Source organism: Ruegeria sp. C12, from assembly GCF_056537745.1.
Window position 1 is genome coordinate 146,248 of the sequence record NZ_JBQFSA010000001.1, and the last position, 14,591, is coordinate 160,838.

13 protein-coding genes are annotated in these 14,591 nt (G+C 60.6%); 10 read left to right on the top strand and 3 right to left on the bottom strand.

The window, feature by feature from the left end; translation table 11 throughout:
* Window positions 1–297: 297 nt before the first annotated feature.
* The 3 genes from dnaE to ACR0C9_RS00635 all read left to right on the top strand — a co-directional run bounded on the left by dnaE (window position 298) and on the right by ACR0C9_RS00635 (window position 4,469).
* Entirely contained in the window at window positions 298–3,798 is a 3,501-nt protein-coding gene (gene dnaE, locus ACR0C9_RS00625; protein WP_480780156.1) for a DNA polymerase III subunit alpha, read from the top strand.
* An 84-nt stretch (window positions 3,799–3,882) separates the two neighbouring features.
* Complete coding sequence (locus ACR0C9_RS00630) at window positions 3,883–4,095, top strand: YMGG-like glycine zipper-containing protein (RefSeq protein ID WP_480582689.1); 213 nt, start codon at window positions 3,883–3,885, stop codon at window positions 4,093–4,095.
* Between the two features lie 11 nt (window positions 4,096–4,106).
* The gene (locus ACR0C9_RS00635; protein ID WP_480707729.1) at window positions 4,107–4,469 is read left to right on the top strand and encodes a hypothetical protein; all 363 of its coding nucleotides are present in this window, start codon (window positions 4,107–4,109) and stop codon (window positions 4,467–4,469) included.
* A gap of 4 nt (window positions 4,470–4,473) precedes the next feature.
* Here ACR0C9_RS00635 and ACR0C9_RS00640 read toward each other — a convergent pair whose 3' ends face one another.
* Complete coding sequence (locus ACR0C9_RS00640; RefSeq protein WP_170452743.1) at window positions 4,474–4,668, bottom strand: SlyX family protein; 195 nt, start codon at window positions 4,666–4,668, stop codon at window positions 4,474–4,476.
* Between the two features lie 126 nt (window positions 4,669–4,794).
* Here ACR0C9_RS00640 and hisS point away from each other — a divergent pair, with 126 nt between their 5' ends.
* Genes hisS through hisG form a run of 3 tightly spaced genes read left to right on the top strand, consistent with a single transcriptional unit; the run spans window position 4,795 to window position 8,060 of the window.
* Window positions 4,795–6,282, top strand: coding sequence for a histidine--tRNA ligase (gene hisS, locus ACR0C9_RS00645; protein WP_170736512.1), 1,488 nt, complete (start codon window positions 4,795–4,797; stop codon window positions 6,280–6,282).
* A 3-nt stretch (window positions 6,283–6,285) separates the two neighbouring features.
* Window positions 6,286–7,374 (top strand): ATP phosphoribosyltransferase regulatory subunit, encoded by a 1,089-nt coding sequence (locus ACR0C9_RS00650; RefSeq protein ID WP_170452739.1) that lies wholly within the window; start codon window positions 6,286–6,288, stop codon window positions 7,372–7,374.
* On the top strand, window positions 7,371–8,060 hold the full coding sequence (hisG, locus tag ACR0C9_RS00655) for an ATP phosphoribosyltransferase (RefSeq protein ID WP_170452736.1): 690 nt from the start codon (window positions 7,371–7,373) through the stop codon (window positions 8,058–8,060). Before ACR0C9_RS00650 ends, hisG begins: the two co-directional genes overlap by 4 nt.
* Here hisG and ACR0C9_RS00660 read toward each other — a convergent pair whose 3' ends face one another.
* A complete protein-coding gene (locus ACR0C9_RS00660) occupies window positions 8,061–8,492 on the bottom strand; it encodes a DUF1489 family protein (protein ID WP_480780157.1) in 432 nt (143 codons plus the stop codon). It abuts the gene before it with no gap.
* A 129-nt stretch (window positions 8,493–8,621) separates the two neighbouring features.
* On the opposite strand from ACR0C9_RS00660, the gene ACR0C9_RS00665 reads away from it, so the two are divergent.
* The 3 genes from ACR0C9_RS00665 (at window position 8,622) to rpsD (ending at window position 12,487) form a co-directional block, all read left to right on the top strand.
* The gene (locus ACR0C9_RS00665) at window positions 8,622–10,904 is read left to right on the top strand and encodes an adenosylcobalamin-dependent ribonucleoside-diphosphate reductase (RefSeq protein WP_480780158.1); all 2,283 of its coding nucleotides are present in this window, start codon (window positions 8,622–8,624) and stop codon (window positions 10,902–10,904) included.
* A gap of 186 nt (window positions 10,905–11,090) precedes the next feature.
* Window positions 11,091–11,555: a hypothetical protein gene (locus ACR0C9_RS00670; protein ID WP_170521647.1), complete on the top strand. Its 465-nt coding sequence runs from the start codon at window positions 11,091–11,093 to the stop codon at window positions 11,553–11,555.
* 311 nt (window positions 11,556–11,866) lie between these two features.
* A complete protein-coding gene (gene rpsD, locus ACR0C9_RS00675; protein WP_039537647.1) occupies window positions 11,867–12,487 on the top strand; it encodes a 30S ribosomal protein S4 in 621 nt (206 codons plus the stop codon).
* 124 nt (window positions 12,488–12,611) lie between these two features.
* Here rpsD and ACR0C9_RS00680 read toward each other — a convergent pair whose 3' ends face one another.
* Window positions 12,612–13,073: an Lrp/AsnC family transcriptional regulator gene (locus tag ACR0C9_RS00680; protein WP_480780159.1), complete on the bottom strand. Its 462-nt coding sequence runs from the start codon at window positions 13,071–13,073 to the stop codon at window positions 12,612–12,614.
* Window positions 13,074–13,175: 102 nt separating this feature from the next.
* Here ACR0C9_RS00680 and ACR0C9_RS00685 point away from each other — a divergent pair, with 102 nt between their 5' ends.
* Complete coding sequence (locus ACR0C9_RS00685; RefSeq protein WP_480780160.1) at window positions 13,176–14,591, top strand: aminotransferase class V-fold PLP-dependent enzyme; 1,416 nt, start codon at window positions 13,176–13,178, stop codon at window positions 14,589–14,591.

A 14,591-nucleotide genomic window follows, 5' to 3' on the forward strand; every position in this document is an offset into this window, starting at 1 on the left:
TCGATGCGACGTAGAAAGAGTGGCGGGCGGAGTGCTTGCCGTGTGATGTTAGAAACAGGGCAGGTTCTCTGGCAAGAAAAACTGCCTATGTGATGTACCATTACCCCCAGTCGGCGCGAAGGTGCGGGTTTTCAGTAGTGTTCAGGCGATTGAAATTAAAGCGTTTTCTGCAGCGGCCTAGCCGCGGCCCCCGAAGCACCTTCTGAAAAAGACGAATAATCAGCGCCGATTTTTTAGGCATCCCAAAGCGTCGGTTCCCGCTTTTGCCGCGCCTCTGGCTGGGATAGCGTAGGGGTCATGAGCAGTTCCCCACGATTCATTCACCTCCGCGTTCACACCGAATATTCCCTGCTGGAAGGCGCCGTGCGGCTGAAAAAGCTGCCCGCGTTTTGTGAGAAGGCCGAGATGCCCGCCGTTGCGGTGACCGACACCAATTCGATGTTCTCGGCGCTGGAGTTTTCCGTCACCGCCAGCGGGGCCGGGGTGCAGCCGATCATGGGGTGTCAGGTCGATCTGACCTATGTGCAGGCGCAGCCCGGTGAAAAGCCCAAAGCGCCCGCGCCGCTGGTGCTGCTGGCGCAGTCCGAGGTGGGGTATGAGAACCTGATGAAACTGAGTTCCTGCCTTTATGTGGACAAGGGCGGGCAGTTGCCGCAGGTCACGCTGGACGAGTTGGCGGAATGGTCGGACGGTCTGATCTGCCTGTCCGGCGGGCCGGACGGACCGGTGGGAATGCTGTTGCAGCAGGGGCAGCGCCCGGCGGCTGAGGCTCTGGTAGACCGGCTGGCGGGGATGTTCCCGGATCGGCTGTATATCGAGTTGCAGCGTCATCCCGGTGAAGGTGGCCAGCCCGAGGCCGAGCGTCTGACCGAGCGGGGCCATGTCGAGATGGCCTATGCCAAGAACCTGCCGCTGGTTGCCACCAATGACGTCTATTTCCCGACCTCGGATATGTATGAGGCGCATGATGCGCTGATCTGTATTTCGGAAGGGGCCTATGTCGATCAGCAAGAGGGCCGCCGCCGTCTGACCGCGCAGCACTATTTCAAGTCGCAGCAGGAGATGGTGACGCTGTTCGCTGATCTGCCCGAGGCGATAGAAAACACGGTCGAGATCGCGCGGCGTTGCGCCTTTATGGCCTATCGTCGCGATCCCATCCTGCCGAAATTTGCTGATGATGAGGTCGCCGAACTGCGCCGCATCGCCAATGAAGGATTGCAGAAACGTCTGGCCGTGATCCCCCATGCGGTGACGCCCGACGAATATCAGGAGCGGCTGGATTTCGAGCTGGGTATCATCGAAGGCATGGGCTTTCCCGGTTACTTCCTGATCGTTGCGGACTTTATCCAATGGGCCAAGGATCACGACATTCCGGTGGGGCCGGGGCGGGGCTCGGGCGCGGGCTCGCTGGTGGCCTATGCGCTGACGATCACCGACCTTGATCCGCTGCGCTATTCGCTGCTGTTTGAACGGTTTTTGAACCCCGAGCGGGTGTCGATGCCCGACTTCGACATCGACTTTTGCATGGACCGCCGCGAAGAGGTGATCCGTTACGTGCAGCAGAAATACGGGCGCGACAAGGTGGGGCAGATCATCACCTTTGGTGCTTTGCTGTCCAAGGCCGCAGTGCGCGATATCGGGCGGGTGCTGCAGATGCCTTATGGGCAGGTGGATCGCCTGTCCAAGATGATCCCGGTTGAAGGCGTCAAACCTGTCTCCATCGAAAAGGCGCTGAAAGACGAACCGCGCCTGCGCGAAGAGGCACGCAACGAAGAGGTTGTGGACCGTCTGCTGAACTATGGCCAGCAGGTCGAGGGGTTGCTGCGAAATGCCTCGACCCACGCCGCTGGGGTTGTGATCGGCGACCGGCCTCTGGATGCGCTGGTGCCGCTGTATCAGGATCCGCGCTCGGACATGCCGGCGACCCAGTTCAACATGAAATGGGTGGAACAGGCCGGGTTGGTAAAGTTCGACTTTCTGGGCCTGAAAACGCTGACGGTGATCCAGAACGCGATGGATCTGATCTTCAAATCCGGGCGGCCCTTGCATGTGGCGGCGGATGGCACGGAGCTTTATGAACCCGCCGACGGGGCCGAGAACCAGATCAACGCCATCCCGCTGGATGATGAGGCGACGTACAAGCTGTATTCAGCGGCCAAGACGGTGGCGGTGTTCCAGGTGGAATCCACCGGCATGATGGATGCGCTCAAGCGGATGAAACCCACCTGTATCGAGGATATCGTGGCCCTTGTTGCGCTCTATCGCCCCGGCCCGATGGAGAACATTCCGACCTATTGCGAGGTCAAGAACGGGCTGCGCAAGATCGAATCCGTTCACCCGCTGATCGACCATATCCTTGAAGAAACGCAGGGCATCATTGTCTATCAGGAACAGGTGATGCAGATCGCGCAGGTGATGGCGGGGTATTCGCTGGGCGGTGCTGACCTGCTGCGCCGCGCGATGGGCAAAAAGATCAAAGAGGCGATGGATGCCGAGCGGCCCAAGTTCGAAAAAGGCGCGGGTGAGAATGGCGTGGATGCCAAGAAAGCGTCCGAGGTTTTTGACCTGCTCGAGAAATTCGCCAACTATGGTTTCAATAAATCCCACGCTGCGGCCTATGCGGTGGTCAGCTATCAGACCGGCTGGCTGAAGGCGAACCATCCGGTCGAGTTCATGGCGGGCGTCATGAACTGCGATATTCATCTGACCGATAAGCTGGCGATTTATTTCGAAGAGGTCCGCAAGGGTCTGGAACTGCCCCACGTGCCGCCTTGCGTGAACCGCTCACTTGCGACGTTCGATGTGGTCGAAGGGCATCTGGTCTATGCGCTGGGCGCGTTGAAAAACGTGGGCGTCGAGGCGATGAATCTGGTGGTCGAGGGGCGTGCCGACAAACCGTTCGTCAACCTGTTCGACTTTGCCCGCCGTGTTGACCTGAAGAAGGTCGGCAAGCGCCCGTTGGAAATGATGGCGCGGGCCGGGGCGTTCGATCAACTCGACAAGAACCGCCGCCGCGTGTTCGAAAGCCTCGATCCGTTGGTGCAGTATTCGGCGGCGATCCATGAACAGAAGAACTCGAACCAGGTGTCGCTGTTTGGTGAGGCAGGGGACGACCTGCCTGAACCCCGCCTGTCGCCCACGCCCGACTGGCTGCCTGCGGAACGGCTGAGCGAAGAGTTCAAGGCCATCGGCTTCTACCTTTCCGGCCACCCGCTGGACGACTATATGCCCGCGCTGAAGCGCAAGCAGGTGCTGACGCTGGATGAGGTAACGGAAAAGGCGCGCTCGGGCCCGTTGATCGCCAAAATGGCCGGTGTTGTGGCCGGGCGGCAGGAACGGAAATCCGCGCGCGGCAACCGCTTTGCCTTTGCCCAGCTCTCGGACCCGACGGGGGCTTATGAGGTCACGCTGTTCTCGGACACGTTGGAGAAATGCCGCGAGTTTCTGGAAACCGGAGCGCAGGTGGTGCTGACGGCTGAGGCAACCATGGAGGCCGATCAACTGAAACTGCTGGGCCGCTCGGTTGGTCCAGCGGATTCGGTTGTTGCCGAGGCCGGGTCAACCGGTCTGCGTATTTTTGTGGAGCAACCGCAGGTCCTGTCCACCGTCGCCACGGTGCTGGCGGACGCGGCGAGCGTCGCCAAGGGGGCATCCAGGGGGCCGATACAGGTGTGCTTGATGGATCCGACCCTGCCCGGCGACGTTGAGATGGACCTGGGGCAGGAGTTTCCGATCAACCCGCAGATCAAGGGTGCGATCAAATCGCTGGATGGCGTTCTGTCGGTCGAAGAGGTCTGACCCTCGGATTTGTTGCCACAGCCTTTTTGCCTAGCTAAGCTGAACCCATACTCTCATTGACCTGTGAAACAGGAGGGCATTGGTTTGGCACTTTCAGGAATTGGGTCCAAGGCGCTGATGTTGGCCGGGGCGATCTCGCTTTCGGTGGCGACTGCGGGTTTTGCGGATGACAAAAAGAAGAAAAAGACAATCGAAGGCGCATTGATCGGTGCGGGTGTCGGCGCTTTGATCGGCGACGGCAAGGGCGCAGCAATCGGCGGCGTGGCCGGTGCGATTATCGGACATAACTGGAAATGAACGTGATGCGTATGACCCTGTCCAAAATCGCTGCTGCCGGGCTTTGCCTGTCACTGCCGGGTGGCGCGTTCGCTGACGACGCAGCAGAGCAGATGGTGCAGGATGCATTGCCTGTGATGCACTATACCTGCGCTTCGATCGCCGAAGAGGCGGATGGCGACGAAGCCTTTGTTGTGGCGGTTGTTGGAAAGATGACGGCCCTGTCGCTTTATAATCGTCAGATCAATATCGAAGATCACGCGAGCACGGACGCGGAAAAAGCCCAACTGCGCGAAGCTTTCATCGCGGCGTTGTCCAAGGGCTGCGCGGCGGACAAGAATGCCCTTCTGGGTGGTGTGGTCGATAACGCGGTGAAATCCACGCTGGGGTTGTGATCCCTCAGTAATGCGGCGGCCGTTCGTCGCCATAAACGATGCCGCCTGATCCTTCTTGCGCCCGTTCGGCCTCGCGTTGATACAGCATCGCGACGCGGCGGGTCAGGCGGTCGATTTCGTCCTGTTGCGCGGTGACGATTGTGTTCAGTTCTTCCACCGTGCGGGTCAGATGGGCGATCTGTTCTTCCAAATGCTGCATTGCGGGCTCCTTCCGCGACGGTCATAGCGGGCCTTTGGGGCCAAGGCCAGCCAAAGCGCGCCTTGCCCCGATGCGGGCCATGGGATAGACCGCGCGCGGAACACTAAACGCCCAAGGACGCCCCACATGGCCAAGCCCAAGAAACAGCCCCGCCCCAAGGCCATCACGCCGAAAGGGTTCCGCGACTATTTCGGCCAGGAAGTCACGCAGCGCACCGAGATGCTGCGGGCTATTGCGGATGTCTATCATCGTTACGGGTTCGACGCGTTGGAAAGCAGCGCGGTCGAGACCGTCGAGGCGCTGGGCAAGTTCCTGCCCGATGTGGATCGCCCGAACGAGGGTGTCTTTGCGTGGCAGGAAGTGGACGAGAACGATAAGGGCGATTGGATGGCCCTGCGCTATGACCTGACCGCGCCTCTGGCCCGCGTCTACGCGCAGCACCGCAATGATCTGCCCACGCCCTATCGCCGCTATGCGATGGGTCCGGTCTGGCGCAACGAAAAGCCGGGGCCGGGGCGGTATCGTCAGTTTTATCAGTGTGACGCGGATACGGTCGGCACGGCTTCGATGGCCGCAGATGCCGAGATTTGTGCAATGCTGTCGGACACGCTGGAAACCGTCGGCATCCCGCGCGGCGACTATCTGGTGCGGGTGAATAACCGCAAGGTTCTGAATGGCGTGCTCGAGGCGATGGGTTTGGGCGAAGACGCCGCTGCCCGAGACAACGTCCTGCGCACCATCGACAAGTTCGACAAGGTGGGCGAGGCCGGGGTACGCGAGTTGCTGACCAAGGGTCGCTTGGATGCCTCGGGCGCGTTTATCGACGGTGTGGGCCTCAGCGATGATCAGGCCGAGCCGGTGATTGCTTTCCTGACGTCAAAGGCCGCTGATACCGCCGGAACTTTGGCCAACCTGCGCGCCGCCGTGGGTGACAGCAAGATCGGTGCAGACGGCATTGCCGAATTGGAACAGATTGGCGCGCTGCTGGATGCAGGCGGATACGGCGCGGACCGGATCGAGATTGATCCCTCGGTCGTGCGCGGTCTGGGCTACTACACCGGGCCGGTTTATGAGGCTGAACTGACATTCGAAATCTTCGACGAAAAAGGCCGCAAGCGGCAGTTCGGCTCGGTCTCGGGCGGCGGGCGCTATGACGATCTGGTCAAACGCTTTACTGGGCAGGAAGTACCTGCAACCGGCGTGTCCATCGGCGTTGACCGCCTGCTGGCCGCCCTGCGCGAAAAGGGCCGCATCGCCGCGCAAGCCACTGGCCCCGTGGTTGTCACCGTGATGGACCGTGACCGCATGGCTGATTATCAGGCGATGGTTGCCGAACTGCGAAATGCGGGCATCCGGGCCGAGGTTTATCTGGGCAACCCCAAGAACTTTGGCAATCAGCTGAAATACGCGGACAAGCGGAATTCTCCGATTGCGGTGATCGAAGGTGGTGACGAAAAGGCGGGTGGCATCGTCCAGATCAAGGACCTGATCCTTGGCGCGAAGATCGCCGAAAGCGCCACGCTGGAAGAATGGAAAGAACGCCCCAGCCAGTTCGAAGTGCCGCGCGGCGATCTGGTCGCAAAGGTGCGTGAAATTCTGGACAGTCAGGACTGAGCCATGCCCAATCGTTCCCAGATACAGGCCCGCGCCGCGATGATGCGGGTGCGGTTCGAGGCCGCCGGGGCGCAGGTGGTGGACACGCCGCTGCTGCAACCGGCGGACACGTTGTTGGACCTCTATGGCGAAGACATCCGCGCCCGTGCCTATGTGACCTCGGACGCGCTGCGCGGTGAACAGATGCTGCGCCCGGATTTCACGCTGCCCGTGGTGCAGATGCATATGAACGATGGGGCCGAGCCCGCGCGCTATACCTATTCTGGCGAGGTGTTTCGGCGGCAGGAACACGACCCGGACCGGTCCAACGAATACATTCAGGTGGGGTATGAGGTTTTTGACCGCAATGACCCCGCCGGGGCGGATGCCGAGGTGTTCTCGCTGTTTGCGCTGCAATTGCGCGGGCTGCCCCTGCGTGCGGCCACCGGGGATATCGGTATCCTGACAGCCGCCGTGCGGGGCCTGCGTACGACCGATAGGCGCAAGGATGCGCTGATGCGGCATCTGTGGCGACCGCGCCGGTTCCGTACTCTGCTGGACCGGTTCGCCGGGCGTAAATCTGGCCCCGAAGGGCGGGATACGCTGTTGCAGGCTGCCGACCCTCTGGCCATCGACGTGCCCATGATCGGCAAACGCCGCGCCTCCGAGATCGAGGCGCGGATCGCGGCGCTGCGCGAGGATCGTGACACGCCACCGATTTCCGACAATGAGTTGGTCGGGCTGGAAACGCTGCTGAACGTGCGCGAAACCATGCCTTTCGCGCTGGAGCAACTGCGCGACGTGGTCGTCGACCTGCCGCAGATCACCCCGGCGCTGGACCGGCTCGAGGCGCGGGTGGCCTCGCTTCAGGCGCGTGGCGTCGATGTCGAACGGCTGGATTTCGAGGCCGCCTATGGCCGCACGTCGATGGAATATTACGACGGGTTTGTTTTTGGCTTTTATGCCGAAGGTCGCCCGGACCTGCCACCGATTGCCACCGGCGGGCGCTATGACGCGCTGACGCGGCAATTGGGCAATGGCGCGGAAATCCCCGCCGTGGGCGGCGTGCTGCGCCCGGACCTGATGCTTGAGGTTGAGGAGGACGCGCAATGAGCTTGAAACTGGGCGTGCCCTCGAAGGGCCGGTTGATGGACAAGACCTTTTCGTGGTTCGAAAAGCGCGGCATCACCCTGTCGCGCAGCGGCTCGGACCGGGAATATGCGGGCAAGGTCGAAGGCATTGATGGCGTCTCCCTGATCCTGTTGTCCGCCGGTGAAATCCCCCGCGAACTGGCGGCGGGGCGGATCCATTTGGGCGTCACCGGCATCGATCTGGTGCAGGAAAAACTGCCGCGCTGGGAACAGCAGGTCGAAGAAGTCTCGCGGCTTGGGTTCGGCAAGGCCGACCTGATCATCGCCACGCCCGCCTGCTGGGTCGATGTGGACACACTTGACGATCTGGATGCTGCAGCGGCGGCCTTCCGCAAGGCCCACGGCCACCGGCTGCGGATTGCCACCAAATATCACCGTTTGGTGCGCGAGTTCCTGACTGATGCTGGCGTGGCCGATTACACGCTGGTCGACAGTCAGGGCGCGACCGAAGGTACGGTGATGAACGAAACCGCCGAGGCGATTGCGGACATTACCTCCAGCGGCGAAACCCTGCGGGCCAATCACCTGAAAATCCTGACGGACGGGCTTGTGTTGCAGTCACAGGCGACCCTGTGGCGCAGCCGGGTGGCGAAATATGGCGTGGCTGAGAAAGCGGTTCTGACCGAATTGCTGGACCGACTGGGCTGATTACAGCACCCCGATTTCCGCCAGAGCGCGGTTCAGATCGTCGGGCAGGGCGTCGTCTTGTTCGCGGCCCTGCGGCAGGTCGGCGGGGGTGTCCTCGGGCTTGAGGTAACGCCAGCCTTGAAACGGGCGTTTCAGGGCGGTCTGGGTGCGATGCACCTCGGGGTCCAGCACAATGGCGCAGCGGCGGATGCCATCCTCGCCGCGGACCTCGTCCAGACGCAAGATGCGCTGGCGGCATTGGATGACGCCCTTGATCACCCAATAGATTGACCCGCCATTCAGAATCTCGGCCTCGCGCTTTGGCCACATGCGGGTGACATGGCGCGGGCAGCCGTCCTCATACAGAGGCTTGCGACTGTCCTGCCACGCTTGCAGTGTCTCGACGCTTTCCGAGCCGACCGAGAGTTTTATGAGGTTTACGTAGTTATCCACAGCTTTCCCACAGAGTCGTCCCGAGGCCCATCTTTATATTGTAGCTCGCTGGCCGGTGTCATCAAGGTGTTGTGGCAGGTGTGTGTATTAGGGTAGTCTGGATACCTCTTTCAGAACAGGGAATCACCAATGAGCCGCTTTGCCGCCCCCATCGCCGAGCAGATCTGGGACATGAAATACCGCTTTAAACAGGCGGATGGCACGCCCATCGACCAGACGGTCGAGGACAGCTGGCGGCGCATCGCCCGCGACCTGGCGCGGGTTGAGGCTGACTCGGCGCATTGGGAGGATAAGTTCTTTGCGGCGCTGGAGGATTTCAAATACCTGCCCGCCGGGCGCATTACCGCAGGCGCAGGCACAGCGCGTCAGGTGACATTGTTCAACTGTTTCGTCATGGGCACCGTACCGGACAGCATGGGCGGTATTTTCGACATGCTGAAAGAGGCGGCGCTGACGATGCAACAGGGCGGGGGCATCGGCTACGATTTCTCAACCATCCGCCCGCGTGGCGCGGATGTGCATGGGGTGGCGGCGGATGCCTCTGGCCCGCTGTCATTCATGGATGTGTGGGACGCGATGTGCCGGACGATCATGTCCGCAGGCTCGCGTCGCGGGGCGATGATGGCGACCATGCGCTGCGATCACCCGGATATCGAACAGTTCATCACAGCCAAATCCGACCCGGCCCGCCTGCGCATGTTCAACATGTCCGTGCTGGTGACCGATGCCTTCATGGAGGCCGTCAAGGCCGACGGCCCGTGGGAGCTGGTGTTCGGCGACAAAGTCTATCACACCGTTCAGGCCCGCGATCTGTGGAACAAGATCATGCAGGCGACCTATGACTATGCCGAGCCGGGTGTGATTTTCATCGACCGGATCAACAAGGCCAACAACCTCAGCTATGTTGAAACCATCGCAGCGACGAACCCATGCGGAGAGCAACCTCTGCCGCCTTATGGCGCCTGCCTGCTGGGTTCGATCAACCTGGCACGTCTGGTGGCCGAGCCGTTCGAAGATGCCGCGCATCTGGACGAGGCCGCGATGCAGGAGCTGGTCGCCACTGCCGTGCGGATGATGGACAACGTGGTGGATGCGTCGAAATTCCCGCTGCCGGAACAGGCGGCCGAGGCGCAGGCCAAGCGCCGGATCGGGCTGGGCGTGACCGGTCTGGCCGATGCGCTGCTAATGCTGGGCCTGCGCTATGGGTCCGACGAGGCGGCGCGTCAGACCGAGCGCTGGTTGTACGCGATTGCCCGCGCCGCATATCTGGCGTCGGTGGACTTGGCAAAGGAGAAAGGGGCGTTCCCGCTGTTCGATGCCGAGAAATATCTGGCCAGCGGCACGATGCAGCAGATGGACGACGACGTGCGCGATGCGATCCGCGAACATGGTATCCGCAACGCTTTGCTGACCTCGATTGCGCCGACGGGGACCATATCGCTTTATGCCGGGAACGTATCTTCGGGGATCGAGCCGGTCTTTGCCTATGCCTATACGCGCAAAGTGTTGCAGAAGGACGGCTCGCGCACCGAAGAAGAGGTCGTGGATTACGCCGTGCAGATGTGGCGCGACAAGTTCGGCGACGCGGATCTGCCGGATTACTTTGTCAACGCGCAGACTCTGTCACCGTCTGATCATGTGAAAATGCAGGCGGCGGCGCAGAAATGGATCGACAGTTCGATTTCGAAGACGATCAACTGCCCCGAAGACATCAGCTTTGACGCGTTCAAGGATGTTTATATGCAGGCCTGGGATCAGGGCTGCAAAGGCTGTACGACTTATCGCCCCAACGACGTGACCGGCTCGGTCCTGACGGTATCGGAAAGCGACGACAAGGCACCGGGCGAAAGCGCCGATGCGCCGCATGAGGTCGATGGTGGCGAGGTCGTGTATATGTCCGAACCGCTGGATCGCCCGCAAGCGCTGGAGGGGTCGACCTACAAGCTGAAATGGCCCGACAGCGAACACGCCATCTACCTGACGATCAATGACATCGTCATCGGTGGCCGCCGTCGTCCGTTCGAGGTGTTCATCAACTCGAAGAACATGGAGCATTACGCCTGGACGCTGGCCCTGACCCGAATGATCTCGGCCGTGTTCCGTCGTGGCGGAGACGTGTCCTTTGTGGTCGAGGAGTTGAAGGCCGTGTTCGATCCGCGCGGCGGTGCCTGGGTCAAGGGCAAGTACATCCCCTCGATCCTGGCGGCGATCGGCGGTGTGATCGAACAGCACATGATCAACATCGGCTTTCTGGAAGGCGAGGGGATGGGCCTGAAATCCGACCCGCAGGCGCAGGTGGTGAACATGGACGCCCCGCGGGGCAAAGCGTGCCCGTCCTGTGGGCAGTTCGATATGGTCATGATCGAAGGCTGCATGACCTGTCGCAGCTGCGGCCACTCTAAGTGCGGGTAACTTATCTGTTATTTGACGTCTGACACCCGGTTGTAACAGTGAAGGGTAGCGAACTGATCGGTGCCCATTTGAATCAGTTTTGCAACAATCTTCGGATTGCTTGAATTCGGTCTCTTTTTCGCCGAATTCAGGGTTGATATGGACGTGTGAGTAAGTGGTGGGATGTTGAAAGGTTTGAGCGGGCAGATGAGACCAGGGCAAAGCGGTCGTATAGCCATATCGTGGAAACAGACAGAGCTTGACGAGCTTGAGGCGGCGCCTCTGGCTTTTTTGGTCGTTGGGGCTGCGTGGTCCTGGCGCGGGCAGGCTGTTCTGCTGAGCGATGGTGCCGAGCAGGCAGTTGAACGGGCGGGCAGTGTTGGCGCTGTATCCTCTCGGACCAGTGACCGATTTGCGATTGTTCGGGAAATCTCCGGTGAGGTTTTTGGCTCGGTCGTTCTGACCAATGGCGCGCAACGGTTCAGCGCGGATCTGGTTGTTCAGGACGGCGAGATTGACCCGACCTTTGTGTTCTCGGACGGGTGCCCGCCGCGCGATCAGTCATTCTGGATCTGCGATGTTTCGGACTTTGGCGGTCAGGCGTTTATCGAGCCACCTCAGGACGCGACCGTCGTTACCTTTCCGCTGCACGCTGTGACGCGGAAGACCTAGGCGCAGCGGCAATCCAGGCTTAGCGACCTGCGGCCTTTCGAATTGCGCTCTTTTCCCGGGAAATTCTTGCCGAATAGCTTATTGACTCTGACTGATCTGCAGATATAAGCGCGGCTTCATTGGTGTTGGTGGCCCCCGCAAGGGGATGCCTGTCATGGGGGAAACCTCAAGAGGACAACGCCCTTTATAACCCGGCATGATGTCTGGTCTGAACTGGAACCGAACGGTCCGAGCGGAGACGCTATTTCGGCCCGAAAAGTGGGAACCGGTTTTCGGATCAAGCCGAAATGCCACAGTAAAGGAGATCAGCCGTGACTAAACGCACGTCTGCCAAGTACAAAATCGACCGCCGGATGGGCGAGAACATCTGGGGTCGTCCGAAATCCCCGGTCAACCGTCGCGAATACGGCCCCGGCCAGCACGGCCAGCGCCGCAAGGGCAAACTGTCGGACTTTGGTCTGCAGCTGCGCGCCAAGCAGAAGCTGAAAGGCTACTATGGCGACTTGACCGAGAAGCAGTTCCGCCGCATCTACGCCGAAGCCGAGCGTGTCAAAGGCGACACCGGTGAAAACCTGATCGGCCTTCTGGAGCGCCGTCTGGACGCTGTTGTCTATCGCGCCAAGTTCGTGCCGACCGTGTTTGCCGCACGTCAGTTCGTGAACCACGGCCATGTCAAAGTGAACGGCAAGCGGGTCAACATCCCCAGCTACCGCGTCAAGGAAGGCGACGTGATCGAAGTGCGCGACAAATCCAAGCAACTGGCCGTTGTTCTGGAAGCGGCTGCTTTGGCCGAGCGCGATGTGCCTGACTACATCGACGCCGACCATTCGAAAATGACCGCGACCTTCGTGCGCGCGCCGGGTCTGGGTGATGTGCCCTATCCGGTTGTCATGGAACCGAACCTGGTTGTTGAATTCTACGCGAAGAACTGATCTTCGCTGACATTCGAAATTCGAAGGGCCGCGCCATCTGGCGCGGTCTTTTTTGTTTGAAGGGGGCTCTGCCCCCGTCGCTGCGCGACTCCCCCGGGATATTTCTGGCCAGATGAAGGGCGGATCAGAGTGGCAGGGGGCGGGCTTCGGCAATGGCCTCCATGGCGAAATATGAGGTTACGCTGTCCAGCTCGACCTTCTCAATCAGGCGTTGGTAGACCTTGTCGTAGGATGCCATGTCCTGAGTGACGACTTTGAGCTGATAATCGTAGTCGCCGCCGATGCGGTGAAAATCCACCACTTCGGGGATGGTGAGCACATGGCGGCGAAAGGCTTGTAGCCAGTCCGCCGAATGGTGGCGCGTGCGCAGCATGACGAATACCACCAGGTTGAGCCCCAGTTTCTCGCGCGCGATCCGGGCGGTGGAACCCAGAAGAACACCGTCTTCGTTCAGCGCCTTCAGCCGCCGCCAGCAGGCGTTTTGCGAGAGGCCGACCTGATCTGCGAGTTCTCGCTGGGACAGGGTGGCGTCTTTTTGCAGCGCTTGCAGAATACGCATGTCAATTTGATCTAATTTTGCGGTCATATCTGATCATATGACACAAAATTTGCGTTTTCCATGCAAAGATTGGTGAAGTTTACTCGCTTTTGCTCAATCACATTGGTGTCACAGTAAGGAGCCGGTGTAATGACCTTGTCCAAGTTTCGCGCAGAAATCCAATCCACCACTCGCAATTCCAAGCTGCGCGATGGGCTGATCGGAGAGAATGTTCTGATTCCGGGTCTGCACGGGGACGTACCGCTGGTTTATGCGGATTACGTCGCCTCGGGCCGCGCATTGCGGCAGGTTGAGGATTTTGTGGCCGAGCATGTTCTGCCGTTCTATGCCAACAGCCATACCGAGGCCTCTTTCTGTGGGTCTTACATGACGCGGCTCCGCCATGAGGCGCGTGCTGAAATTGCCCGCATTGTTGGTGCGAGGGGAGACGACGCGGTGATCTTTGCCGGGTCCGGAGCCACTGCGGGTTTGAACCGGCTGGTCAGCCTTTTGGGAGTGGAGGAGGCAGACCGGCCGGTTGTTTTCATCGGGCCGTATGAGCATCACTCGAACATCCTGCCGTGGCGTGAAAGCAAGGCATTGGTGGTTGAGATTCCCGAAGCCGCGGATGGCGGGGTTGATATGGGTGCGCTGGAAGGCGCTTTGCTGCGCCATGCGGATGCGGATCTTGTGATCGGGTCGTTTTCAGCGGCATCCAATGTGACGGGGATTATCACGGATCCCGATCCGGTCACGCGGGTGCTGAAGCGCCATGGGGCGTTGGCGGTGTGGGATTATGCCGGTGGCGGGCCGTATCTGCCCATGGATATGGGGCCAGAGGATGCGCGCAAGGATGCGATCGTGGCCTCGCCGCACAAGTTTCCGGGTGGGCCGGGCGCGTCGGGCGTGTTGATCGTGAACGGGCAGGCGGTACAGCGCACCAGCCCCAGCTGGCCTGGTGGCGGGACGGTCAGTTTCGTTTCACCCTGGCGGCATGACTACAGCGCCGATCTTGCCACGCGAGAAGAGGCCGGAACGCCGAACGTGATCGGCGACATCCGTGCTGCGCTGGCCTTTATCGTCAAGGATGTGGTGGGAACCGATGAAATCGCGCGGCGCGAGGCGCTGTATAACCGCATGGCCCTAGACGGCTGGCAGGACAATCCAAACCTGACTTTGCTTGGGACAGGCGCGGCGCATCGTCTACCGATCTACTCGTTCCTTGTGCGGGATAATACGGGGCAGCTGGTGCACCAGCAGCTGTTCACGCGTATGCTGAGCGACATTTACGGCATTCAGGCCCGTGGCGGCTGTGCCTGCGCGGGGCCCTATGCGCATCGTCTGCTGGGCATCGACCGGGCGACGTCAGACGAATTGCACGCGGCGCTGTCTGCGGGTGAGGAAATGAAAAAACCCGGTTGGGTGCGGCTGAACTTCTCGTATCTGATGAGCGAGGAAACGGTTCAGTTCATCATCGACAGTGTCAATGACCTATCCCGCCGGACTGCGGAATTTGCGCCCTATTACAACGCCGACCCGGCAACCGCGCGCTTCAAAGCCGCATGA